This window comes from Chelativorans multitrophicus (assembly GCF_011317445.1).
In the GTDB taxonomy this organism is placed as follows: Bacteria; Pseudomonadota; Alphaproteobacteria; order Rhizobiales; family Rhizobiaceae; genus Chelativorans; species Chelativorans multitrophicus.
The window spans coordinates 127,211-149,176 of the sequence record NZ_JAAAPL010000002.1 but is presented as its reverse complement, the minus strand read 5'-3'; the positions used below and the strand labels follow the sequence as shown (position 1 = coordinate 149,176).

General features: G+C 61.1%; 28 protein-coding genes. 18 read left to right on the top strand and 10 right to left on the bottom strand.

The genetic code is table 11. The annotated features are described in order from the left end of the window. Positions 1–74 precede the first annotated feature (74 nt). Entirely contained in the window at positions 75–464 is a 390-nt protein-coding gene (locus GNP00_RS11380; protein ID WP_011581471.1) for a BA14K family protein, read from the top strand. A 100-nt stretch (positions 465–564) separates the two neighbouring features. On the opposite strand, the gene GNP00_RS11375 is transcribed toward GNP00_RS11380, so the two are convergent. The 3 genes from GNP00_RS11375 to GNP00_RS11365 form a co-directional block, all read right to left on the bottom strand. After that, positions 565–1,212 (bottom strand): MBL fold metallo-hydrolase, encoded by a 648-nt coding sequence (locus tag GNP00_RS11375; RefSeq protein ID WP_011581472.1) that lies wholly within the window; start codon positions 1,210–1,212, stop codon positions 565–567. Positions 1,213–1,373: 161 nt separating this feature from the next. Further along, a complete protein-coding gene (locus GNP00_RS11370; protein WP_011581473.1) occupies positions 1,374–1,649 on the bottom strand; it encodes a hypothetical protein in 276 nt (91 codons plus the stop codon). A gap of 121 nt (positions 1,650–1,770) precedes the next feature. Then, positions 1,771–2,664 carry a branched-chain amino acid aminotransferase gene (locus tag GNP00_RS11365; protein WP_041544727.1) on the bottom strand — a complete coding sequence of 298 codons (894 nt, stop codon included), beginning with the start codon at positions 2,662–2,664 and terminating at the stop codon, positions 1,771–1,773. A 242-nt stretch (positions 2,665–2,906) separates the two neighbouring features. Here GNP00_RS11365 and GNP00_RS11360 point away from each other — a divergent pair, with 242 nt between their 5' ends. The 6 genes from GNP00_RS11360 (at position 2,907) to GNP00_RS11335 (ending at position 7,260) form a co-directional block, all read left to right on the top strand. Next, entirely contained in the window at positions 2,907–3,431 is a 525-nt protein-coding gene (locus GNP00_RS11360; protein WP_011581475.1) for a MarR family winged helix-turn-helix transcriptional regulator, read from the top strand. 2 nt (positions 3,432–3,433) lie between these two features. Next, on the top strand, positions 3,434–4,156 hold the full coding sequence (locus GNP00_RS11355; protein ID WP_011581476.1) for a response regulator: 723 nt from the start codon (positions 3,434–3,436) through the stop codon (positions 4,154–4,156). A 405-nt stretch (positions 4,157–4,561) separates the two neighbouring features. Next, positions 4,562–4,924: an SPW repeat protein gene (locus GNP00_RS11350; protein WP_011581477.1), complete on the top strand. Its 363-nt coding sequence runs from the start codon at positions 4,562–4,564 to the stop codon at positions 4,922–4,924. Positions 4,925–4,994: 70 nt separating this feature from the next. Continuing rightward, a complete protein-coding gene (locus GNP00_RS11345; protein ID WP_011581478.1) occupies positions 4,995–5,291 on the top strand; it encodes a DUF982 domain-containing protein in 297 nt (98 codons plus the stop codon). A 162-nt stretch (positions 5,292–5,453) separates the two neighbouring features. Continuing rightward, positions 5,454–6,863: a sensor histidine kinase gene (locus tag GNP00_RS11340; RefSeq protein ID WP_011581479.1), complete on the top strand. Its 1,410-nt coding sequence runs from the start codon at positions 5,454–5,456 to the stop codon at positions 6,861–6,863. 196 nt (positions 6,864–7,059) lie between these two features. Then, positions 7,060–7,260, top strand: a complete 201-nt coding sequence (locus GNP00_RS11335) for a hypothetical protein (protein ID WP_041544729.1) — start codon at positions 7,060–7,062, stop codon at positions 7,258–7,260. A 160-nt stretch (positions 7,261–7,420) separates the two neighbouring features. On the opposite strand, the gene GNP00_RS11330 is transcribed toward GNP00_RS11335, so the two are convergent. The 4 genes from GNP00_RS11330 to GNP00_RS11315 all read right to left on the bottom strand — a co-directional run bounded on the left by GNP00_RS11330 (position 7,421) and on the right by GNP00_RS11315 (position 9,261). After that, positions 7,421–7,657 carry a hypothetical protein gene (locus GNP00_RS11330; protein WP_041544730.1) on the bottom strand — a complete coding sequence of 79 codons (237 nt, stop codon included), beginning with the start codon at positions 7,655–7,657 and terminating at the stop codon, positions 7,421–7,423. A 115-nt stretch (positions 7,658–7,772) separates the two neighbouring features. Then, entirely contained in the window at positions 7,773–8,120 is a 348-nt protein-coding gene (locus GNP00_RS11325; RefSeq protein ID WP_011581481.1) for a tRNA-binding protein, read from the bottom strand. Between the two features lie 8 nt (positions 8,121–8,128). Next, complete coding sequence (locus tag GNP00_RS11320; protein WP_011581482.1) at positions 8,129–8,629, bottom strand: type III secretion system chaperone family protein; 501 nt, start codon at positions 8,627–8,629, stop codon at positions 8,129–8,131. Positions 8,630–8,952: 323 nt separating this feature from the next. Continuing rightward, the gene (locus GNP00_RS11315; RefSeq protein WP_011581483.1) at positions 8,953–9,261 is read right to left on the bottom strand and encodes an accessory factor UbiK family protein; all 309 of its coding nucleotides are present in this window, start codon (positions 9,259–9,261) and stop codon (positions 8,953–8,955) included. 130 nt (positions 9,262–9,391) lie between these two features. Here GNP00_RS11315 and lgt point away from each other — a divergent pair, with 130 nt between their 5' ends. The 6 genes from lgt to GNP00_RS11285 all read left to right on the top strand — a co-directional run bounded on the left by lgt (position 9,392) and on the right by GNP00_RS11285 (position 15,160). Next, positions 9,392–10,246, top strand: a complete 855-nt coding sequence (gene lgt / locus GNP00_RS11310; protein ID WP_049764936.1) for a prolipoprotein diacylglyceryl transferase — start codon at positions 9,392–9,394, stop codon at positions 10,244–10,246. Further along, positions 10,243–11,319 (top strand): class I SAM-dependent methyltransferase, encoded by a 1,077-nt coding sequence (locus tag GNP00_RS11305; protein ID WP_011581485.1) that lies wholly within the window; start codon positions 10,243–10,245, stop codon positions 11,317–11,319. The genes lgt and GNP00_RS11305 overlap by 4 nt, the downstream gene beginning before the upstream one ends. Positions 11,320–11,445: 126 nt before the next feature. Further along, positions 11,446–12,240: a peptidoglycan editing factor PgeF gene (gene pgeF / locus GNP00_RS11300; RefSeq protein ID WP_011581486.1), complete on the top strand. Its 795-nt coding sequence runs from the start codon at positions 11,446–11,448 to the stop codon at positions 12,238–12,240. Beyond that, complete coding sequence (locus GNP00_RS11295; protein ID WP_011581487.1) at positions 12,240–13,391, top strand: M24 family metallopeptidase; 1,152 nt, start codon at positions 12,240–12,242, stop codon at positions 13,389–13,391. Before pgeF ends, GNP00_RS11295 begins: the two co-directional genes overlap by 1 nt. Before the next feature lie 287 nt (positions 13,392–13,678). After that, positions 13,679–14,062: a hypothetical protein gene (locus GNP00_RS11290; RefSeq protein ID WP_157038072.1), complete on the top strand. Its 384-nt coding sequence runs from the start codon at positions 13,679–13,681 to the stop codon at positions 14,060–14,062. Between the two features lie 165 nt (positions 14,063–14,227). Beyond that, positions 14,228–15,160 carry a ribose-phosphate pyrophosphokinase gene (locus GNP00_RS11285; protein ID WP_011581489.1) on the top strand — a complete coding sequence of 311 codons (933 nt, stop codon included), beginning with the start codon at positions 14,228–14,230 and terminating at the stop codon, positions 15,158–15,160. 4 nt (positions 15,161–15,164) lie between these two features. Here GNP00_RS11285 and GNP00_RS11280 read toward each other — a convergent pair whose 3' ends face one another. Next, positions 15,165–15,551, bottom strand: a complete 387-nt coding sequence (locus GNP00_RS11280) for a DUF488 domain-containing protein (protein WP_011581490.1) — start codon at positions 15,549–15,551, stop codon at positions 15,165–15,167. A gap of 238 nt (positions 15,552–15,789) precedes the next feature. Between GNP00_RS11280 and GNP00_RS11275 the strand changes: the two genes are divergently transcribed. The 5 genes from GNP00_RS11275 (at position 15,790) to GNP00_RS11255 (ending at position 19,366) form a co-directional block, all read left to right on the top strand. Next, positions 15,790–16,422, top strand: a complete 633-nt coding sequence (locus GNP00_RS11275; protein WP_011581491.1) for a 50S ribosomal protein L25/general stress protein Ctc — start codon at positions 15,790–15,792, stop codon at positions 16,420–16,422. A gap of 27 nt (positions 16,423–16,449) precedes the next feature. Next, positions 16,450–17,169 carry an aminoacyl-tRNA hydrolase gene (gene pth, locus GNP00_RS11270; RefSeq protein ID WP_011581492.1) on the top strand — a complete coding sequence of 240 codons (720 nt, stop codon included), beginning with the start codon at positions 16,450–16,452 and terminating at the stop codon, positions 17,167–17,169. Positions 17,170–17,291: 122 nt separating this feature from the next. Then, a complete protein-coding gene (gene ychF, locus GNP00_RS11265; RefSeq protein WP_011581493.1) occupies positions 17,292–18,395 on the top strand; it encodes a redox-regulated ATPase YchF in 1,104 nt (367 codons plus the stop codon). A gap of 45 nt (positions 18,396–18,440) precedes the next feature. Further along, positions 18,441–18,905, top strand: a complete 465-nt coding sequence (locus tag GNP00_RS11260) for a MaoC family dehydratase (protein WP_166016057.1) — start codon at positions 18,441–18,443, stop codon at positions 18,903–18,905. Then, positions 18,902–19,366: a MaoC family dehydratase gene (locus GNP00_RS11255; protein WP_011581495.1), complete on the top strand. Its 465-nt coding sequence runs from the start codon at positions 18,902–18,904 to the stop codon at positions 19,364–19,366. Before GNP00_RS11260 ends, GNP00_RS11255 begins: the two co-directional genes overlap by 4 nt. A 34-nt stretch (positions 19,367–19,400) precedes the next feature. On the opposite strand, the gene GNP00_RS11250 is transcribed toward GNP00_RS11255, so the two are convergent. Continuing rightward, positions 19,401–21,173, bottom strand: coding sequence for an SLC13 family permease (locus GNP00_RS11250; protein ID WP_011581496.1), 1,773 nt, complete (start codon positions 21,171–21,173; stop codon positions 19,401–19,403). A 179-nt stretch (positions 21,174–21,352) separates the two neighbouring features. Continuing rightward, positions 21,353–21,898: an adenine phosphoribosyltransferase gene (locus tag GNP00_RS11245; protein ID WP_011581497.1), complete on the bottom strand. Its 546-nt coding sequence runs from the start codon at positions 21,896–21,898 to the stop codon at positions 21,353–21,355. Positions 21,899–21,966: the final 68 nt, after the last annotated feature.

Below are 21,966 nucleotides of genomic sequence, written 5' to 3'. Positions count from 1 at the left end.
GCCGTTCAGAAACGGACTCATAACATTGGGCAAAGCGCTCGATCTGATGATCGCGCTAGACAGGAGAGATGAAGATGAACCGGATCCTCAAGAGCACAATCCTGGGTTTCGCCGTGGCAGCGACCACCCTCGTGACCATTCCGGCCTATGCGGACCACTGGCGGCGACATCGCGATCGCGGCGACGAACTCGCGGCCGGCCTGGCTGGCCTTGCCGTCGGCGCGATCGTAGGCGGAGCTCTTTCACAGCCGCGCTATTATTCCGAACGCGTCTATATCGACCCGCCGGCGCCACGCTATTACCGGCCAGCGCCCGTGTATCGCCCTGCCCCGGTCTACTACGGCGCCGAACCCTGGACGCCGGAATGGTACCGGGCCTGCAGCATGCGCTACCGCAGCTTCGACCCGAGCTCCGGCACCTATCTCGGATATGATGGGCGTCGCCACTTCTGCGATATCGGGTAAGATCAGGCGTCCGAAAGCACTTCGGTCTAGAGGCCGACCCGCTGGGCCAGCAATCGATAGGCAGTAGGGACGCTCCCTTACATCCCTGCTGCCCTTCCCGCTACTGCCCTATGAGAAACGGATTTGTCCGCCGTTCTCCCCCGAAGCGCCCGCCGGGGCCATGACCGCAGAGAAAGCCGATATCGTCGCCCAGCGGCAGCAGCTTGTCCTTGATGGAGCGGATGAGGGCGGCGTGGTCGCCGCCCGGAAGATCGGTGCGGCCGATCGAGCCCTGAAAGAGCACGTCGCCCACATGGGCGAACTTCGCCGCGTCATTGTAGAAAACGACGTGCCCTGGCGAATGGCCCGGGCAGTGGAACACTTTAAAGGAATGGCCGGCGAAGGAGACCACATCTCCTTCATTCAGGAACCGGTCCGGCGTGACATCGCGCACCGGCTCGGCAAGCCCGAACATCCTGCCCTGGGCGGCCAGATTGAGAAGCAGGTCGCGTTCGGCCTCGTGCGGCCCCAGGATTTCCACGCCGAGAGCGTCCTTCAGATCCATGGCGCCGCCGGCGTGATCGATATGACCATGGGTCAGCCAGATCGCTTCGATTGTAAGGCCGTTCTGCTCGATCGCAGCACGGATGCGATCTACCTCGCCGCCGGGATCGACCACAATTCCGCGCTTCTCCTCCTCATCGAAGAGGATCGTGCAGTTCTGCTGAAATGGGGTGACGGGGACAATGCCGGCTCTGAGCGTGCTCATAGGCAAGGGAATAAAGGATCAGCGCGGCGCGGCAAAGGGGAATTTTGGGAAACAGGGTAGTTAGCAATCGAAACGGGAGGCCTCTACCGCCCTACTGCTCTAGCCGCTTACTCCCTTGAAAGCGGGCGGCCTGCGCCGCCCGCCCGAAGATGATGGCCGTTTCAGGCTTTTTTCATGGAGTTCATAACAGCGCCGACGACGGCGGTGAGAATAGCGCCACCAGCACCTCCCCCGACGACATGTGCAAGCGTGCCGCTGAGTGCGCCCGCATCGCCGCCCACTCCCGACAGCAACGCGCCTCCACCGACGCCTCCGACAATGCCGCTGATGATGATCGGCAACTGGCTCATCGCGGCCTTCTTGAACGCCGCGCTCACCGCTTCACCGGCGACGATGCCGGATATAGCCTGAACAAGGATGGGAACAAAAGCTTCCATCTTAGCCCTCTCCTTAAATAGCCGACCTTATTGTGCCGGCGTCATCATGAAACGCCGAATTCGATCAAAGTCAAATCAGGAGAGGATTCCGCCCGCGCGCATCAGCGCGGACCAGGCGTCCTTATTCTGCTGCGAGACGCTGCCTCGGGCGCACTTCCTCGGAGTAATCCTCCATCAAAACGCGAGTGATTTCACCCACTTGGAAGTTATAAGGCCCGATCTCGGAGACAGGCGTCACCTCCGCCGCGCTTCCCGTGAGGAAGCATTGTTCAAAGCCCGTCAGCTCCTCCGGCTGGATCGCCCTTTCAACCACCTCGATGCCGCGCCGGCGCGCCAGATCGATCACGGTGCGCCGGGTGATTCCATCCAGGAAGCAATCGGGAGCCGGCGTATGCAGCTTTCCGTCCTTGACGAAAAAGACATTGGCGCCGGTGGCCTCAGCCACCTGTCCGCGCCAATCAAGCATCAGCGCATCACTGTAGCCCTTAGCCTCCGCCGCATGCTTGGAAAGCGTGCAGATCATATAAAGCCCCGCGGCCTTCGCTTTCCAAGGCGCCGTACGCGGATCCGGCCGGCGGTATTCGGCCATATCGAGGCGAATGCCCTTGAGCCGCTGTTCGGGGTTGAAATAGCTCGGCCATTCCCAGATGGCGATTGCGAGATTGATGCGGTTGTTCTGAGCTGAAACGCCCATCATCTCGCTGCCGCGCCAGGCGATCGGACGCACATAGGCGTCTTGCAGCCCTTGCTTGGCGAGAAGCTGCCGGCATGCCTCATCGATCTCGGCGACCGTGTAGGGAATGCGGAACCCCATGACGCGCGCGGATTCGTGCAGCCGCTCCGAATGCTCAGTCAGCTTGAAGATCTGCCCGCCATAGGCGCGCTCGCCCTCGAATACGGCGCTTGCGTAATGCAGGCCGTGGGTGAGCACGTGAATCTTGGCATCCGCCCACTCTACGAACTCGCCGTTCATCCAGATGAAGCCATCCAGCTGATCGAAAGGAACAGATGCCATCCTAAGTCTCCTTCGGGCCCTTTGCCCTGGAAAAAACCCACAAGTGCGGGCGAAAACCGGATTATGCCGGAACATCACTTCCCGTAGCAAACCGTTTTGGCCCAACCTGAGGAAAGTTCCGGAAAAACAGTCTCAACACGCTCTTTTTGTTCGCTATAAGGCGTAAAGCTTGGCAGAAATTACAAAGGGCCCCTAAATATGTCAATATGGCTGACGTAATTGTGGAGGCGAAAAGGCGTGTGATGAAGAGCCCGATAAAGTCGACCGAGTATCGTGAGCCGCAGGCAACGACCGAGGAACTCGACGTCACCTTGATCGAGCTGCTCTTCTTCGCCTACCGTGATTTCACTTCCGATCCGGACGCAATTCTTGCCAGCTATGGCTTCGGGCGGGCGCATCACCGGGTACTGCACTTCGTCAATCACTGGCCGGGCCTCACGGTTGCCGAGCTCCTTGACGTTCTCCGGATCACGAAGCAGAGTCTCGCCCGTGTGCTGAAGCAGCTGATCGACACCGGTTACATTGTGCAGGTTCAAGGCCCGCGCGACCGTCGCCAGCGGGAGCTATATGTCACGAAAAAAGGCCACGAATTGGCCGTGGAACTGGCCTTGCCACAGTCCCGCCGCATCCGTTCTGCACTGGAAGAGGCTGGAATCAAGGATCGGGCGGAAGTGGAGCGGTTCCTTAGAGCGATGGTGAATCCGGAGCTGCGTGCACAGCTCGACCGGTCTCACTCCAGCAGCGGCACGGGCGAGGGAGGAACCTAGCCATGATTACCCGTGAGGACATCGTTGCCGAGGTGAATGCGCCGGCGGACGATGCGCCGCATCTCCTCGTCGTTGACGATGACACGCGCATTCGCACGCTGCTCAAGCGTTTCCTAACCGAAGAAGGGTTTCGGGTGACGGTGGCGGCAAATGCCGCCGAAGCGCGCCGAAAGCTTGCCGGCCTGGATTTCGACCTCCTCGTCCTTGACGTCATGATGCCGGGTGAGGACGGCGTGGGGCTGACGCGCAGCCTCCGTCAGGAACGTGACGTGCCAATTCTTATGCTGACGGCGCTTTCCGAAACCGAAAGCCGCGTGACGGGCTTGCAAGCGGGCGCCGACGATTATCTGCCAAAGCCGTTCGACCCGCGTGAACTCGTGCTGCGCGTCAACAATATCCTTCGCCGTGGTGGACAGCCGACCACGCCGAAGCTGGAGCAGATTGTCTTCGGTCCCTACACCTTCCAGATCACCAGGCGAGAGCTGAAACGCGCCGGCGAGCTATTGAAACTGACCGAACGCGAGCGTGAAATCATGGCCATCTTTGCCGAGCGCGCAGGCGAGACCATTCCACGCCACGAGCTGGTGGGCGAGGATTCGGAGGTGGGCGAACGCACGATCGACGTGCAGATCAACCGGCTGCGCCGCAAGATCGAGCGCGATCCCGCCAACCCGATCTGGCTGCAGACCGTACGCGGAATCGGCTATCGCCTGAGCATTGAGTAAGCGGGCCCAGTGCGCGTTCGGCTTGCCGAACACAGCGCCCTCCCGCCCTTGAAAGCCGAAGAAAAAGCACCCAGATTTTTTAAGCCGTTGCCTCGCGGGAACGGCAAGCTGCCTGAGTCTCAGGCTTTTCGGTGTTGCTCGTATCCATGTTGCTCGCAAGGAGGATGTGGCTATGAGGGTAGCAGTCTTTCCCTTCTCCTGGCCGATCTCCGGCCTGGATCGGCTTTCATGTCCTCCTGACGTCAATTTCGTTTCAGGCTGTGGTCGACAGCCTCGCGGAACCATGGCTGAGGCACACCCGGGCCTCGCTGCGGCGGCTTGCCCGGCTAGCGGCAAAAGCTGAAGCCCTACCCGCGAGTACGTGCGGATTGTGGTTCTGCAAGCTGGATGAAAAGGAGCATCGAAATGAACGGTGTCACACGCAAGACAGAGGAAACAGCCCTCGATGTAGCCAATCTCGTTGTGGGCATCGCATTGGCGCTGACGCCATGGATACTTGGCTTTACGGGCGAGCCGGCAGCCGCCTGGAATGCCTGGGTGGCTGGCGCCCTCATCGCGCTCGTCGCCGCAGGAGCGCTCGTCGCCTTCGCCGAATGGGAGGAATGGGTAAATCTCATTCTCGGCGTCTGGGCGATCGTCTCACCCTGGGTTCTTGGCTTCGCCACCGTGGCCGCGGCGGTCTATGCACATGTTATAGCGGGATTGATCGTCGCCGTGCTGGCGGGTCTGGAACTCTGGTTCGCCCGCGGACGCCCATCGACCGCCTGAGGCGGCTTTGAAAGTCGAGCCCGACCGCCAAGGCGGTCGGGCGGCAAGTCAAATCCGAAAGGAGCAGGGGATGGAGAACAGTTCGTTCGAAGTACCGGTTACGATCTTCGTGGGACTTGGGTTTCCAACCAGCGTGTCGTCTGTGGCAGAGGGCTATGCTCTACTTGCCGAATGGCCGTACAGCCGGCGCGACAGGGCCCATTCGATCGCCCTTAAGGCGTGCAGGGCCGCCCTTGACGGCATGATCGATGCCGAGACCGCACGCGGCACCTTCGTCGCATTCGCAAGAAAAACCGGCATCCTGATCCCGGAACCCGTTATAGCTGCCCGTCAGACGAAGGTTCTTGGCAGGCAAGTTTCCGCCTGAAAAGCTATTTTGGCAGCCTCGCAACTCCGGTTGAAAGACCGGAGTCTCCCCTGCCGTCTCCTGCCACGCACCAAGCCCCATTTCTGCGCCGTGACGCTCTAGGCAAAGGCGGTTAGACTGCCGCGTCCGGGTCGGGTAGATAGCGGGCAGCGCAGGGTGCAAATGGCGAAATTCGATCTATCCTTCACAGAAGGCGGCAGCCCTTCCACACGCGTTCGCCGCGCAATCATAGTGACCCGGCGCGCATGGCGGCGTTTCTGGCGCACCGTCTCGCATTATATGCCGAAGCGGCTCTACGCCCGTTCTCTCATTATCATGATCGCCCCGATGATCCTGCTGCAAGCGGTGATCGCCTACTCCTTCATGGAGCGGCATTGGCAGACGGTGACGCAGCGGCTCTCCGAGGCGGTGACACGCGATATCGCCGCAATCATAGACATCATCGAGACCTACCCGCAGAGCGACAATTACGAGAACATCATCCGCATTGCCCAGGAGCGGCTGGAGCTGAGGATCAGCATCGAACCTGCCGGTCCCCTCCCCGCACCCGGGCCGAAGCCCTTCTTCTCCATTCTCGACCAGACGCTGAGCCAGGAAATCACGCGCCAGATCAACCGGCCCTTCTGGCTCGATACGGTGGGCAACTCCAACATCATCGAAATCCGCATCCAGCTGAATGACAAGGTGTTGCGAGTTTTTGCCCGGCGCAGCCAGGCCTATGCATCCAACACACACATCTTCCTGCTCTGGATGGTGGGAACCTCGCTGGTATTGATTGCCATCGCGGTCGCCTTTCTGCGCAACCAGATCCGCCCCGTCCTGCAGCTCGCCGAAGCCGCGGAGAGCTTCGGCAAGGGAAGGCCCACCAGCGATTTCCACCCGCGGGGTGCGGAGGAGGTACGCCGCGCCGGCACTGCGTTCCTGCAAATGAGGGAGCGTATCGAGCGGCAGATCGAGCAGCGCACGGCCATGCTGACCGGCGTGAGCCACGACCTGCGGACGATCCTCACCCGCTTCAAGCTTCAACTCGCGCTTGCCCGCAACAGAACCGATATCAAGGCGCTCGATCAGGACGTCGAGGAAATGCGCCTCATGCTGGAGGGTTATCTGGCTTTTGCCCGCGGTGAAGCGCAGGAGGAAGCCGGCCGGTTCGACCTGGCTTCCTGCCTTGCAAAGATGGACGAGGAAGCCAAGATGCGCGGCTGCTCTTTCAAGGCATCTCTTCTTGGAAGGCCGGAGGTGCATGTGCGGCCCAACGCCTTTTCGAGGCTGCTTTCAAATGTGGTGGGCAATGCCTTTCGCTACGCATCGAGCGTGGAAGTGAATGCCCGCCACCTTGACGGGACGCTGGTGGTAACCATCGATGACGATGGCCCCGGCATCCCCGAGAACAAGCGCGAGGAGGTCTTCAAGCCCTTCGTCCGGCTCGACGAGGCGCGCAACCAGGACGAAAGCGGCACCGGATTGGGCCTCTCCATCGCTCGGGACATTGCCCGAAGCCACGGTGGCGACATCACGCTGGAGGACAGCCCGCTGGGTGGCTTGCGCGTCGTGGTGCGCGTACCGGCCTAGGCAAGCCACCGCGCCATATCTTAGGATGCGCAAGAACGATTGCCATTGAACTGCGTATACCGCGTTCCTATTCCAGCCACGCACATGTGAGGATTTGGAAAAGCTATACCGCAATTGGCTTTCGATCTGAGAGTCTTTGCTTGAGACAGGTTTTCCCATCTCAATTTCGGCAATCCTCCAGTGAAGGCAATCAGCAATGCCCAAGATTGGCCCAGCGACCGGACTGTACCCAATCGCATTCCAGCCCGCCGATAGCGTCAACACCGTCAGGGATGTGCGCAACAGGGGGCTAACCGCCCAGCCGCAACAGCAGCCGCAAGTGCAGCAGAACCAGCCGGCCGCCACAGCGAATGCACCAACCGGCAATGCTAACGGTGCAGGCACCAGCAGGAGCTAAGCCGCGTCCCGCTTTCGGACGCGCTCAACCTTTATTCTGAGCTGACAAAGGTCCGCCCGCAGCGTTTCGCGTGGCGGACCTTTGCGTTGGGGGCGAGTGCTGCCGGTGATATTGCCGAAGGCATGCATTCCATACCTGATCGCCTTAAGATGGCGATGCCCTAAGCTGAACGCATGGGATGATCGAGCAGGAATATGAGCTTGCGGCTTCCATCTTCAGCCATGCGAATTCGGCGGGCAAGCACGACGAATGTCTCCGCCTGGCTGGAAGAGGGAATTTCGATAAGGTCTCCCTTGGACACCCATTCGTCCAGCTGCAGGCGCCCCAGTTGTGGAAAAAGCTCTGCCCGCTCGGCGAAGAGACGCGCGCTTGCTGTGAGCTCGACCGCGGTTTCCACTCTTGCTCTCCTAAATGCGGTGACGAACGCCACGGGCCATGAAATCGTTCCCTCGGCCGGGCGATCCCGCATCATCTGGTAAGGAAGGTGTGGAGAATTGGACCTGCCGACAGGATCAGTGCAGCCGGCTGCCGTTAGGCACGCGCTTGTCTACCGTCGCCAGCACAACGGCTCCCTTTTCATCGGCAAAGCCGAGCGTGAGCACTTCGGACATGAACCTGCCGATCTGGCGCGGCGGAAAATTCAACACCGCCATCACCTGCCGCCCGATAAGTTCCTGTGGCGTATAGTGGACGGTGATCTGGGCGGAGGACTTCTTCACGCCGATATCCGGCCCAAAATCGATCTTCAGCTTAAGGGCTGGCTTTCGCGCCTCGGGGAACGACTCGGCCTCGACAACCGTGCCAACACGGATATCGACCTTTTCGAAATCGGCGTAGGCGATCTCAGGCGCCCGCTTCATCGCTTCTCTCAGGCGGTGCCGAAGGTTTCGAACAGCACGCTGTTCAGCGCGTCCTGAGCACTCGTGCCGGACCAGATGACATATTGGAAAGCCTGATAGTAGCATTCGCAGGCTTCAAGGGCGCTGTTGAGCATTACCTCGACCTGCTGGCCCGTCGGTTCCAGCCCGCCGGCGAGCACCAGCGATTGGCGAAACATGACGACACCCTCGCGCTCCCACAGGTCGAAATGGCCGAACAACATCTGTTCGTTGATGAGGGAGATGAGCCGCATGACCTCTAGCGTCCGCTTCTCCGGCACCTTCAGATCGAACGCGCAGGCAACGTGAAGGGCCTCGAACTCTTCCATCCAGGAAAAGGAGACGTGATAATCCGTCCAGGTGCCGGCCACGGCAATGGCGATTTCGTCGTCGCCATTGCGCTCGAAGCTCCAGTCGTTCGAGTGGGCGACATGCTCGATAACGTCCACAGGATGGGCGCCACGGGTCATGTCGAATTCAAGAAGGCTCATAAATCTGCTTTCCCATTCTTCGGGAGCGCCGTCAGACGCCCGCCATGTGACACATGCGGTTCAGGCACGCGACCGAGTACGACACTTGAGCGGAGCGTGAACACGCAAAGACACACGACAGGGCCCGCCCCAGCCCGACCGATGATCAATTCGAATCATCAAGCAAATTCAGTCTATTGATCGTGGAACGCCTGACCAGCCCTTTTTTCTCCATCTCGCCGGTCTGTGTGGATAGTCAAGCTTCTAAGCTCGATGCAAACTGCAACGCAACCGACTCTCACGCCAGCGTTTTTTGCCGTTGCTCACAGGCTGGATGAGGATAACTATTTTTTTGAACGCGTGGAGCCGCTGGCGCCGCCAATGGCAGAATCCGTGGTCGAGGCGGCGGCCAGCTTCGCTTCGAGGAGCTCGATACGGGCAAGAAGCGCCACGTTTTCCTCCCGGGCCTTGATGGCCATTTCGCGCACGGTCTCGAAGTCTTCCCGCTGAACCAGATCCATGGAGTTGAGCATACGTTCCGCCTGGGCGCGGAAGAGATTCTCGAATTCGCGGCGCACGCCCTGGGCGGCCCCGGCAGCATCGGTCACCATCTTCGCGAACTCATCGAGGATCCGGTTGGGGCCGTTGGTCATGTCGGTGCTCCTGTTGATATTTGACGTAAGACGGGCCAGCCGCGAATGCAAGCCATCATGCGCCGGACTTGACCGCGCCGCAATGCTTGCCCATAGCTTCGCGGGGCCAGGACCAGGACAGGAGGCACGCTTGATCGACTATCTTCTGCTGCCTTTGACAGCCCTGCCCTTCCCGAACATCGACCCGGTTATATTCCAGATCGGTCCCCTTGCGGTGCACTGGTATGGGCTGGGCTATGTGGCCGGTATCCTCTTTGCATGGTGGTACACCAAGCGCCTCGTGAGCACGCCGAGGCTCTGGGCGAACAACGTCCCGCCCATGAAGCCTGAGGATCTTGACGACTTCGTCCTCTGGGCCGCCGCAGGCGTAGTGCTCGGCGGCAGGCTCGGCTATGTCCTCTTTTACGATCTGCCGCGTTACATCGACAATCCACTGGATATTTTCGCGATCTGGCAGGGCGGCATGTCCTTCCATGGGGGCATGCTGGGCACGATTGCCGCGATGGTGCTGTTCGCCTTTTCACGCAGCATAAATCCATGGAGCATGCTCGACACGGTCGCGGCCGCCACTCCCGTAGGCCTTGGTCTCGTGCGGGTCGCAAACTTCATCAATTCCGAGCTTTGGGGCCGGCCGACGGACATGCCCTGGGGCGTGATCTTCCCCGATGGCGGGCCGCTGCCGCGCCATCCGAGCCAACTCTACGAGGCAGCGCTCGAGGGATTGGTTCTTTTCCTCGTGCTGCGCGTGCTCACCCATGGAATGCTGAAGCTCAAGACGCCGGGCTTCATCGGTGGGGCATTCATCTGCGGCTACGGACTGGCGCGCATCTTTGTGGAGTTCTTCCGTGTCCCCGATGCGCAGCTTGGCTACCTCTTCGGAGGCTGGCTCACGATGGGCATGGTGCTTTCGATACCGATGGTCGCCGCGGGGATCTGGGCCATGCTGACAGCGCGCAAGCCGGCCCCGGCACGGCAGGAGATATGACGAGGCTGCACGAGCGCATCCTTCGGCTCATTGAGGCAACCGGCCCGATGGGCATCGACGCCTATATGGCGCTCTGCCTGTTCGACCCGGATGACGGCTATTACACCACGCGCGAGCCCTTCGGCGCTGCCGGCGACTTCACCACCGCGCCGGAGGTGAGCCAGATGTTCGGCGAGCTTGTGGCCGTATGGCTATATGCTGCCTGGAAGGCGTGCGGCACACCGGATAGCCCGCTTTTCGCCGAGATCGGTCCCGGGCGCGGCACTCTGATGAAGGATATCCTGCGCACGCTCTCTAAGTTGGATCCACAGCTCGTGAGCACGCACCGCTTCGCCATGATCGAAGTAAGCCCGAGATTGACAGCTATTCAGAAGAAGACATTGGAAGAGGCACAGGCAAAACCGGCCTGGTTTTCGCGCGTGGAAGATCTGCCGGACGGGCCGCTATTCATCGTCGGCAACGAGCTTTTTGACGCCGTGCCAATAAAGGAGTACGTTAAGACGCCTGCCGGTTGGCGCGAGCGCGTGGTGGGGCACACCGACGACGGCGCGCTCGCTTTTGGGATCGGTCCGGGCGCCCTTGATCCTTCGCTTCTGCCGAAGGACGCGGAACAAGCGCCTGAAGGCACCATCTTCGAGACTGCACCCGCCCGCGAGGCGCTGATGGACGTGATCGCGGAGCGGCTGTCGCGGCAGTTCGGCGCGGGACTTTTCATCGACTATGGGTACAGCGATCCCGCGCTGGGTGACACATTGCAGGCGGTGCGGCGCCATGCCTATGACGACCCGCTCGCCCACCCCGGCGAGGCGGACTTGACGGCGCATGTCGATTTTGCAGCCCTCGGCAGTGTCGCCCGCACGCACGGGCTCGAAACCAGGCTGATGCCGCAAGGCGAATTCCTGCTGGATCTCGGGCTTTTGGAACGCGCCGGGCGGCTCGGCGCCGGCAAGAGCGCCGAGGAGCAGCAACGCATACGGGGTGAGGTCGAAAGACTGGCAGGGCCGCAGGAGATGGGGGAATTGTTCAAGGCGATGGCGGTTCTGCCGGTGGGAATCGAGGTGCCGCCATTTTAGGCGAGGTTGCAGATAGCTGCCACGCGTTGGCTGTCGAGAGCATTAGACTGCAAGATCAAACCTGATTGACATTGCCCCTTTCCTTCCCCCACGATCCGCGCTCCGAAACAGACCGGAAGGCAGCGCATGCTTGACATGACCAGACCGGAGCCCGTCCGGTCACCCCTCCTTGGCGCTCGTGCCGGGGGTGTAAGGCATGGCTTTTTTACCCGCCGCGGCGGTGTATCCACAGGGATTTTCGACAGCCTCAATGTCGGCCTCGGCTCGACCGATTCTCCTGAAGCGGTTCGTGAAAACAGGCGCCGGGTGGCTGCGGCCATGGGTGTACCGGCGGAGCGCCTGGTTACAATCCATCAATGCCATTCGGCGGAAGTGGTAACGGTCGAGGATCCGTTTCCCATCGATTCCCGCCCCAATGCCGACGGGTTGGTGACGCGCAAGCCCGGTGTTGCGCTCGGCGTGCTTGCAGCCGACTGCGGGCCGGTTCTCTTTGCGGATACGCAGGCAGGGGTGATCGGTGCTGCCCATGCCGGCTGGAAAGGCGCCTTGACCGGTATACTTGAAAACACGATCGACGCCATGGAACGGCTCGGCGCCCGCCGAGAGCATATCGCAGCCGTGCTTGGCCCCTCGATCAGCCAGGAAAACTATGAAGTCGGGCCGGAATATATACAGCGCTTCATCGGGGCGGACGAGGATAACGCCCGCTATTTCCGGGACTCCGGCAAGTCCGGCCACGCGCTGTTCGACCTCAATCTCTACACCATAGACCGTCTCACCCGGGCCGGGATTAAGGCCGAAGCGCTCGGGCGCTGCACCTATGCGCAGGAGGACGATTTCTTCTCCTACCGCAGGGCCGCCCACCGCGGCGAACCGGACTACGGACGCCAGATCTCGGCGATTTGCCTGGAGGTATCCTGATGGCCTTGCATTTCGAACGTGCCGAATTCGACGCACGCCGCGACAGGCTGCTCATAGAAATGTCGGAACGCAAACTGGATGCCATGCTGCTCTTCGCCCAGGACAGCATGTATTGGCTGACCGGCTATGACACATTCGGCTTCTGCTTCTTCCAATGCCTGGTGGTGAAAGCCGACGGCTCGATGGTTCTGCTCACGCGTTCTGCCGATCTGCGTCAGGCGCGGCATACATCCATCATCGACAATATCATCGTTTGGAACGATCGTTACGGCGCCAACCCCGCACTCGATCTGCGGAACCTCCTGAACGACCTCGACCTGCTCGGCATGCGAATCGGTGTGGAATATGACACGCACGGGCTGACCGCCAGGAACGGCAAGCTTTTAGATGAGCAGCTCCAGACCTTTGCCAAGATCGAGGATGCGTCCGACCTCGTGCCCCGGCTGCGTCTGTTGAAAAGCCCGGCTGAAATCGAAAAGGTAAGGGACGCTGCAAGGCTGGCCGACGAGGCTCTGGATGCCGCGGCTCCGCTGATCAAGCAGGGCGGCGACGAGGCGGCTATCCTTGCCGCGATGCAAGGTGCGATCCTGGCGGGCGGCGGGGATTATCCCGGGAATGAATTCGTCATCGGCTCGGGCGCCGACGCGCTGCTGTGCCGATATAAAGCCGGGCGAAGGAAACTCGGCAAAAACGACCAGCTGACGCTGGAATGGGCCGGCGTATATCATCACTACCACGCCGCCATGATGCAGACTGTTCTCACGGGCAAGGCTTCGCGGCGCCATCAGGAGCTTTTCGAGGCCGCAAAGGCCGCGCTTCTTGCCTGCGAAAAGGTGATGGCGCCGGGAAAAACCTTCGGCGACGTTTTCGATGCCCACGCGAAGGTAATGGAAGCGCATGATCTGACGCGCCATCGGCTGAATGCCTGTGGATATTCGCTGGGCGCGCGTTTTTCGCCGTCATGGATGGAACCGCAGATGTTCTACGCGGGCAATCCCGAGCCGATTGCGCCGGACATGACGCTTTTTGCCCACATGATCATCATGGACTCCGATTCAGGCACCGCCATGTGCCTGGGGCGCACCTATCTTACAACCGACTCCTCACCGGAAATGCTTTCTCGCCATGGCCTCGATTTAATCATAAAGTAGGAGCTGAAAGGGATGGAATGCCTCGGGGGGCTATCATCGCGGGGATAAAAATGGTGCGCGGGAAAACAAGGGCATGGCTTCTGATGCTCGCGGCTGCAACTGCCGGATGCAGCGGAACGGACGCGATCGATCTCTCAACTGCCGGCGCTGCACGGGTAGCATCTCAGACCTCCAGTCCGTCCTCTGACGCGCAAGCCCTCCCCCCGCCCGGCAGCGCAGGCACAACAGCGCCCACAACCACGACATTAACGGACCAAAGCACCGTCGGTGCGCAGACAGGCCAGTCAGTGGCCGCGATCGCACGCAATGCCCGTATCCAGTTCGCACCGGTAATCGGAGCCGCGGCCGAAACGCTGGAACCGCTATCCAGCCGCCTCTCCGCGCGCGGGAGGCAGCGCGGCCTTACCATCTCCTCCGAGGGCCAAGCCGCTACCCATGTTCTGAAGGGATATTTCTCGACCATCAATGACGAGAAAGGAACCACCATCATTTTCGTCTGGGATGTGCTTGATCCGGCGGGCAACCGCCTGCACCGTATCCAGGGACAGGAGAAGGCCAGCGGTACCGGCGAAGGCTGGACGGCGGTGAACGCCGCCAATATCAACGCCGTCGCCGATCGGACGATCGACGAGCTGGCCGCCTGGCTTCAAGGAACTTCGACACGGACATGAGCAACGATTAGTCGACCGCTGAATGCAACCAACGGTTAGTGGTATTTGAACAAGCAGAGCTCTCAGCCGCACCAAACGAAGTGTGTATCGGCTATTCGCCCTTGCAATCATTGGCAACGCCGCTAAAAGCCCGGATTGAAACGTGGCGTCGGCCGGGATCACTCCATGAAGCTTTTTGCGGGCAATTCCAACCGGGTGCTGGCCGAGGCCATTGCCCGCTACCTCAACATTTCACTCGGCAAGGCGATGGTCCGCCGTTTCGCAGATCAGGAGATCTTTGTCGAAATCCAGGAGAATGTGCGCGGCGAGGACGTTTTCGTCCTGCAGTCCACCTCCTATCCGGCGAACGATCACCTGATGGAACTGCTCATCATGATCGACGCATTCCGCCGCTCCTCGGCCCGCCGCATCACGGCAGTGCTTCCCTATTTCGGCTATGCGCGGCAGGACCGCCGCACTTCGGGCCGCACTCCGATCTCCGCCAAGCTGGTGGCAAATCTGATTACCCAGGCCGGCGCCGACCGCGTGCTGACGCTTGACCTCCATGCCGGCCAGATCCAGGGGTTCTTCGATATTCCGACGGACAATCTCTACGCGGTGCCGGTCATGGCGCGTGACGTGAAGGCCCATTACAAGCTTGAAAACGTGATGGTCGTTTCCCCCGATGTCGGCGGCGTCGTGCGCGCCCGCGCGCTCGCCAAGCGCATCGATGCCCCGCTCGCCATCGTCGACAAGCGCCGCGACCGTCCCGGCGAGTCGGAGGTGATGAACGTCATCGGCGACGTTCATGGCCGGGATTGCCTGCTGATCGATGATATCGTCGATTCCGGCGGCACGCTCTGCAACGCTGCCGAAGCACTGATCGCCAATGGAGCGACGAGCGTTACGGCCTATATCACCCATGGCGTGCTCTCGGGCGGAGCCGTGGCAAGGATCACCGGTTCGAAGCTCAAGGAACTGGTGATAACGGACTCCATTCAGCCGACCTCGTCGGTGGAAGCCGCCCATAATATCCGCGCCATAACGATCGCCGACCTAATCGGAGAGGCAATCTCGCGGACGGCTTCGGAAGAATCGGTTTCGAGCCTCTTCAACTAAGACATTACTCGATCGCCGCGCCGCGCTCGGCCAGGAGAGACCGCAGGATGGAGCGGTGGCAGCGCGCTTCATCTTCGCAATAGCAGCCGATCGAGAAATCCGCCTTATTTGAAAGCGTCGCCAGGAGATCGAGCGTGTGCCGTGCTGCCGGTTCGCTCATCTCTGCCCGGAATGCGCGGGAGAACGCTTTCCATTCGCTTTCCGTCAGCGCTGCCTGGGCGCGGGACACCAGTTCGGGACTGGGCGAAAGCTCCGGGTACCAGACATCGTACCAGTCATCCGCCGCATAGCGCTCCTTTCGCACGCCGCGAGGCGGGCGCCGGACAGTGCCGATGCGGACGCCCTCCCCCGGATGACGAGATGACCCCAGACGGACGATGCGGACAGCCATGGCGGATACTCCACAGATGCAATAGAGGTAGCACGTCTCAGGAAGGATTGAAGGGAAGAAGTCCCGGACTTGCGCCCCCAAAGGGCTTGCGCTATAGACGCGCGGTCCGTGCAGACACCCTTGGAGGCAGCGCGGATGGAGGCCGGCCGGGCGCTGCGAGCGCTGCAGGCGGCTTTCTCGTTTTCGGGGTTTGCGGCTTCGCAGGCCCGAAAGCGCTCCGCAAAGAAAAGGTAAAGCCATGAGCCAGTCATACGAACTGACGGCCGAGGCGCGCGAACGGGTCGGTAAGGGGTCCGCCCGGGCAATTCGGCGCAACGGCAAGATTCCCGCCGTAATCTACGGCGACAAGCAGCCCCCGCTCTCGATCACCCTTCCCTACAAGGAAGTGTTCCTGCGTATTCACGCGGGCGGTTTTCGGACCACCGTCGCTACGATCGATCTGAATGGCGAAAAGATCCAGGTCCTGCCGAAGGATTATCAGCTCGATCCGGTCCGCGGCTTCGCCATGCATGTGGACTTCCTTCGCGTAGGCAAGAACACGGTGGTGACAGTGAACGTGCCGGTTCACTTCATCAACGATGAGAAAGCGCCGGGCATCAAGCGTGGCGGCGTGCTCAACATCGTGCGTCACGAGGTAGAGTTCACCTGCCCGGCCAATGCCATTCCTGACTTCATTGAAGTTGATCTGACCGGGCTCGATATCGGCGACTCCGTGCATATCTCTGCGGTGAAGCTGCCGGAAGGCATTGTCCCCACCATCACCGACCGCGACTTTACCATTGCCACGGTCGCTGCTCCCGCCGGCCTGAAGTCCGAGGGAGCCGAAGGCGGCGAAGCAGAAGCGGGACAGGCGGAAGAGGGCGAGGAGTAATCCTCCCCTCCCCATGGGAGGCAATCCATGCTTCTCCTTGCTGGGCTCGGCAATCCGGGTCCGCAATACCAAAACCACCGGCACAATGTCGGCTTCATGGCGGCGGATGCTATTTTTCGCCGCCATTCCTTTTCGCCCTGGTCGAAAAAATTCAGCGCGCTCGTAGCCGAAGGCAGGGTCGGCACCGAAAAACTGCTGCTCGTGAAGCCGCAGACCTTCATGAACCTTTCCGGCCAGGCTGTCGGCGAGGCCATGCGCTTTTACAAGCTTCAGCCGTCCGACATAATTGTATTTTACGACGAGCTTGATCTTGCTCCCGGCAAGGTGCGAGTGAAGCGCGGCAGCGGCAGCGGCGGCCACAATGGCATTAAATCCATTGACGCCCATTGCGGTCAGGATTACCGCCGCGTGCGCATCGGCATCGGCCATCCAGGTGATAAGGCGCGGGTTACGCCCCATGTGCTCGGCGATTTTGCCAAGGCCGATCATGCCTGGCTCGATCCGCTGCTCGATGCGATGGCGGAAAATGTCGATTTGCTCATCACGGGCGACGAGTCCGGCTTCATGAACAAGGCCAGCCTAGCCGTGCAGGGTAAGGCTGCGGACATCGAGATGGCCGGCGAGAAACCGGCTCAGAAGGGGCGCAGCCACATCCGCCAGGCGCGGCCAAAGGCGCCGCCGGCGGAACTTCCATCAAGCGGCCCGATGGCCGCCATGCTGAAGAAGCTCTTCGGCGGTAAAGAATAAGTCCGGAAGGCCAAAGGCAGGATTTGAAAGCTTTTCCGGGCTTGACGATGGTCGGTTCCTTCGCCCATAGCCCCTCCCAGCATTACTTGAACGGCTACCAAAAACGACAGGACAGATAATCCATGGGTTTCAAATGCGGCATCGTCGGCTTGCCCAATGTCGGCAAATCGACGCTCTTTAATGCGCTGACCAAGACAGCTGCCGCCCAGGCCGCGAATTATCCCTTCTGCACCATCGAGCCCAATACGGGCGAGGTGGCCGTGCCCGACCCGCGCCTGAAAAAGATCGCCGAGATCGCGGCATCCAAGGAGACCGTGCCGACGCGCATTTCCTTCGTCGATATTGCCGGCCTCGTGCGCGGCGCCTCCAAGGGCGAAGGGCTCGGCAACCAGTTCCTCGCCAATATTCGCGAGGTGGACGCCGTCGTGCATGTGCTGCGCTGCTTTGAGGACGACGACATCACCCATGTGGAGGGCCGCATCGATCCGGTAGCCGATGCCGATACGGTTGAAACCGAGTTGATGCTGGCGGATCTGGAAAGCCTTGAGCGGCGCATCGTGCAGGTCAGGAAGCGCGCCACCGGCAAGGAAAAGGAGGCTATGTCCATCCTTCCCGTAATGGAAGAAGCGCTCAAGCTGCTTCAGGACGGCAAGCCGGTACGCCTCGTTGCGGCGGAGCTCGACCCGGAGGGAATGCGGATCCTCCGCTCGCTCAACCTGCTTACTTCCAAGCCGGTGCTCTATGTCTGCAATGTCGCAGAAGGTGACGCGGCGACGGGCAATGCTCACACATCGGCCGTCGAGAAAATGGCCGAGGCACAGGGCGCCAGGACCGTAATCATCTCCGCCGCGATCGAGGCCGAGGTGGCCCAGCTGCCTCAAGAGGAAGCTGCCGAGTATCTGGAAGCCATGGGCTTGCATGAGCCCGGGCTCGACCGGCTCATCCGTGCCGGCTATGAGCTTTTGGACCTCATAACCTTCTTCACCGCCGGCCCGAAGGAAGCCCGAGCCTGGACCGTGCAGAAGGGAGCCAAGGCGCCTCAGGCAGCCGGCGTGATCCATACGGATTTCGAGCGCGGCTTCATTCGGGCGCAAACGATCGCCTATGACGATTTCGTGCAGCTGGGCGGCGAAACCGCCGCACGGGAGGCCGGAAAGGCGCGCGACGAAGGCAAGGACTATGTCGTGCAGGACGGCGATGTCATGCTGTTCAAATTCAACGTGTAAAGCGCGCTACGTTCCCGAAGACCGGGTCTGGTCGAGGATTCCCGAATGACCAAGCAATGGGCCTATGAGGACATGACGGAGGGCCGGGTGTTCGACCTCGGCTCCCGAGTTATGGCGCGCGAAGAAATAATTGAATTTGCGAGCGAGTTCGACGCACAGCCGATGCACCTGGACGAGGAGGCCGGGCGCAAAAGCCTGCTTGGCGGCCTGGCGGCATCCGGTTGGCACACATGCTCCGTCTTCATGCGGATGATGTGCGATTCCTTTCTTCTTGATTCAACGTCTCAAGGCTCGCCGGGAATTACCGGAATGCGTTGGATAAAGCCGGTTCTGGCCGGCGATATATTGAGTGGAACCTCCACCGTTCTTGCTAGGCGGCGGTTGAAATCGCGCCCCTGGATTGGCGTCGTTACCTTTCGTCACGTGGTGAGAAACCAGCGCGGCGAAGCAGTGATGGAATGTGAGAATCCGATCCTGTTCAGCCTGCGCGATTCCGGAGCTGCCGAATGAACCTGGATGCTTTCCTGAAGGTCGGCGAAGCGGTCACGCTCGGCAGCCACACTTTTACCGCGGAAGAGATCAAGCACTTTGCGGCGAAATATGATCCCCAGCCTTTCCATATGGACGAAGAGGCGGCAAGGAAGAGCCTCTTGGGCGGCCTCTGCGCTTCCGGTTGGCACACATGCACCATGTGGATGCGGTACAATCTCGCGTTCCTTGACAGCGCCGTCACCTGGACGGGCTCCGGCCCTCGACCGGAATTCGGCCCCTCCCCCGGCTTCTCCGAGCTCAAATGGCTTAGGCCCGTCTATGCCGGCGACACGATAACTTTCACACGGACGATACTCGGCCACAGACCGCTTGCATCCCGGCCGGGATGGCGGCTGGTCTCCCAGAAGGGAGGCGCCTTCAACAGCCGCGGCGAGGCAGTACTGGAATTCGAAAGCGCCGTCCTCCTGAAGGTCGTGTAGAAGGACCCTGTTCAAGGCGGCGGATGGGCCTTCTCTACACCGGCCAGAAGAATAGCGTCGCCGGGACTGCGACGGCAATGGTGAGAATTTCCAGCGGCGCGCCGAGGCGCCAGTAATCGCCGAAACGGTAGCCGCCAGGGCCCATGATGATGGTGTTGTTCTTGTGGCCGATCGGCGTGAGGAAGCCGCAGGTCGCGGCAACAGCCACGCCCATCAGGAAGGCGTCGGGCGATGCGCCCACACCCTGGGCCACACCGACTGCGATCGGAGCGGCAATCAGGGAGGTGGCGATCGAATTCAGGAAATCGGAAAGCACCATCGTGACCATCATGACGACAGCGAGGATCATCCAGGCGGGAAGCCCGTCAGTCTGGCCGACAATGGCGGCGGTGATGAGTTCGGTTCCGCCGGCCTCGTCGAACGCCACGCCGAGCGGAATGAGCGAGCCGAGCAGCACGATCACCGGCCAGTCCACCGATTCGTAGATCTCGCGCGCATTAACAATGCTGACCATCGCATAGGCCGCTACGACGCAGGCGAGCGCGATTGACAGCGTGACAAGGCCGGCGACAGAGGCGCCCACACCGGCAACGAAAATGCCGATGGCGAGCAACGCCTTGCGCCGTTGGATGACGGTATGCTGCCTGTCGGCAAGGGGCAGGACGCCCAGCCATTCCGTGGCCTGCGAAAGCCGCCGCTCGGGCCCGAGCAGGAGCAGTACGTCGCCCGGCTGGAGCGTCAGCTTGCGCACCCTCTCCCGGAACCTTTTACCTCGCCTTGAAACGCCAATGAGGGTCACGCCACGATTGGCGAGCAGGCGGAGGTCCATTGCCGAGCGGCCGACGGCGCGGCCCGTTTCCGGCACAATCGCTTCGACCAGACTCATCGACTTACCCGTCAACCCGCCATGCTCATCCTGTCCGGACAGATCGAGCTTCGCCGCGCCGGCGAAGGCCTCGACGGCAGCAGGCTCGCCTTCGAGCACAAGGAAGTCGCCCTTGCGGATCGTCTCGCGCCTGGCAAAGCCAGCGAGGCGTTTGCCGCCGCGGACCAGCCCAAGCACGGTAACGTCATGCTCGTCGCCCAGTTCGGCGAAATCACCGGTGGTCTTGCCGATCGCCTCGGAGTTTTCTGGAACCTGCGCCTCGGCAACGAACAGGTCGCTTTCTGGTTCGAGCGTGGCCGTTGCCTGGCCTTCGCGTTGCGGGATGACGCGCCAGCCGGCCAGCGCCACAAAGGCAATGCCGGCGACGGCGACGACCAGGCCGACCGGCGTGAAGGAGAACATCGAATAGGGCTCGCCGAGAGCACGCTCTCGGAACTGCGCAATAACGATGTTGGACGGTGTCCCGATCATCGTCACCATGCCGCCGAGAATAGTGGCGTAGGACAACGGCATTAGCGAGAGCGAGGGAGAGCGTTGGGCCTTCTTCGCCGCCTCGATGTCGAGCGACATCAGGATTGCGATGGCCGCGACATTGTTGATGATGGCCGACAGCGCCGCGCCTATCACAGCCATCACGCCGATATGGGCCGACAGCGAGCGAGAGGCCGAGATGACATACCGGGCGATCATCTCGACCACTCCGGCATTGATCATCGCGCGCGAGACGATCAGCACGAAGGCGACGATCAGCGTTGTCTCGTGGCCGAACCCGGCAAACGCATCGCCGGGCTCGACCGCACCGCCCATCACGCCGACGATGAGGGCGGTAAAGGCGACCAGGTCATAGCGGATCTTTCCCCACACCAGAAAGCCGAACACCGCGCCCAACAGTGCGAAGATGAAGATCTGCTGGTAACTCAACCGCCTCCCTTTCGTATAGAACACGCGGGCCGAGTTTCAGATTTGCAGTGATCGGATCGGGATCATTATCGCCGCGATCGCGTCACAAATGCTGTTGTGACCAAAGTCGGCCGACACGGAAAAGTTCGGTTCTCGTTTGGGTCGATAGGTCGCTCGTTACCAAATAAACCCGGAACCGTTCAATGCCCCTCGAACGAAACCAGCGTGCGCACATCCACGCCTTCCGCTTCCAGCTTTGCACGGCCGCCGAGATCCGGCAGGTCGATGACGAAGCATGCAGCCACAATCTCCGCTCCCATCTGCCGCAAGAGCCTCACGGCAGCCTCCGCCGTCCCGCCCGTCGCAATCAGATCGTCGACAAGGATGACTTTCTCGCCCGGCGAGACGGCATCGATGTGCATCTCCATCTCGTCGAGCCCGTATTCCAGGCTGTAGGCGACGCGCACGGTCTCGTGCGGGAGCTTGCCCTTCTTGCGGATGGGGATAAAGCCCGAGGAGAGCTGATGGGCAATGGCACCGCCCAGGATGAAGCCGCGCGCCTCGATACCTGCGATCTTGTCTATCTTCGCGCCGGCATAGGGATGGACGAGTTCATCCACGGCCCGGCGGAAGGCGCGTGCGTCACCAAGCAGCGTAGTGATGTCGCGAAAGAGGATTCCCGGCCTCGGATAGTCGGGAATGGTGCGGATGGCGGCCAGTAGGGTATCTTCAAGCGACTGTTTCATTGAGGCCAAGTCCCCCGTTTGTCCTTTTGTGCCTCTTCCTGCCGGCAAAGAAAAGGGCGCCACTCGGC

Coding starts and splice junctions, on each gene's coding strand:
- GNP00_RS11380 (WP_011581471.1), top strand. CDS start 75: ATGAACCGGATCCTCAAGAGCACAATCCTGGGTTTCGCCGTGGCAGCG.
- GNP00_RS11375 (WP_011581472.1), bottom strand. CDS start 1,212: ATGAGCACGCTCAGAGCCGGCATTGTCCCCGTCACCCCATTTCAGCAG.
- GNP00_RS11370 (WP_011581473.1), bottom strand. CDS start 1,649: ATGGAAGCTTTTGTTCCCATCCTTGTTCAGGCTATATCCGGCATCGTC.
- GNP00_RS11365 (WP_041544727.1), bottom strand. CDS start 2,664: ATGGCATCTGTTCCTTTCGATCAGCTGGATGGCTTCATCTGGATGAAC.
- GNP00_RS11360 (WP_011581475.1), top strand. CDS start 2,907: ATGAAGAGCCCGATAAAGTCGACCGAGTATCGTGAGCCGCAGGCAACG.
- GNP00_RS11355 (WP_011581476.1), top strand. CDS start 3,434: ATGATTACCCGTGAGGACATCGTTGCCGAGGTGAATGCGCCGGCGGAC.
- GNP00_RS11350 (WP_011581477.1), top strand. CDS start 4,562: ATGAACGGTGTCACACGCAAGACAGAGGAAACAGCCCTCGATGTAGCC.
- GNP00_RS11345 (WP_011581478.1), top strand. CDS start 4,995: ATGGAGAACAGTTCGTTCGAAGTACCGGTTACGATCTTCGTGGGACTT.
- GNP00_RS11340 (WP_011581479.1), top strand. CDS start 5,454: ATGGCGAAATTCGATCTATCCTTCACAGAAGGCGGCAGCCCTTCCACA.
- GNP00_RS11335 (WP_041544729.1), top strand. CDS start 7,060: ATGCCCAAGATTGGCCCAGCGACCGGACTGTACCCAATCGCATTCCAG.
- GNP00_RS11325 (WP_011581481.1), bottom strand. CDS start 8,120: ATGAAGCGGGCGCCTGAGATCGCCTACGCCGATTTCGAAAAGGTCGAT.
- GNP00_RS11320 (WP_011581482.1), bottom strand. CDS start 8,629: ATGAGCCTTCTTGAATTCGACATGACCCGTGGCGCCCATCCTGTGGAC.
- GNP00_RS11315 (WP_011581483.1), bottom strand. CDS start 9,261: ATGACCAACGGCCCCAACCGGATCCTCGATGAGTTCGCGAAGATGGTG.
- GNP00_RS11305 (WP_011581485.1), top strand. CDS start 10,243: ATGACGAGGCTGCACGAGCGCATCCTTCGGCTCATTGAGGCAACCGGC.
- pgeF (WP_011581486.1), top strand. CDS start 11,446: ATGCTTGACATGACCAGACCGGAGCCCGTCCGGTCACCCCTCCTTGGC.
- GNP00_RS11295 (WP_011581487.1), top strand. CDS start 12,240: ATGGCCTTGCATTTCGAACGTGCCGAATTCGACGCACGCCGCGACAGG.
- GNP00_RS11285 (WP_011581489.1), top strand. CDS start 14,228: ATGAAGCTTTTTGCGGGCAATTCCAACCGGGTGCTGGCCGAGGCCATT.
- GNP00_RS11280 (WP_011581490.1), bottom strand. CDS start 15,551: ATGGCTGTCCGCATCGTCCGTCTGGGGTCATCTCGTCATCCGGGGGAG.
- GNP00_RS11275 (WP_011581491.1), top strand. CDS start 15,790: ATGAGCCAGTCATACGAACTGACGGCCGAGGCGCGCGAACGGGTCGGT.
- pth (WP_011581492.1), top strand. CDS start 16,450: ATGCTTCTCCTTGCTGGGCTCGGCAATCCGGGTCCGCAATACCAAAAC.
- ychF (WP_011581493.1), top strand. CDS start 17,292: ATGGGTTTCAAATGCGGCATCGTCGGCTTGCCCAATGTCGGCAAATCG.
- GNP00_RS11260 (WP_166016057.1), top strand. CDS start 18,441: ATGACCAAGCAATGGGCCTATGAGGACATGACGGAGGGCCGGGTGTTC.
- GNP00_RS11255 (WP_011581495.1), top strand. CDS start 18,902: ATGAACCTGGATGCTTTCCTGAAGGTCGGCGAAGCGGTCACGCTCGGC.
- GNP00_RS11245 (WP_011581497.1), bottom strand. CDS start 21,898: ATGAAACAGTCGCTTGAAGATACCCTACTGGCCGCCATCCGCACCATT.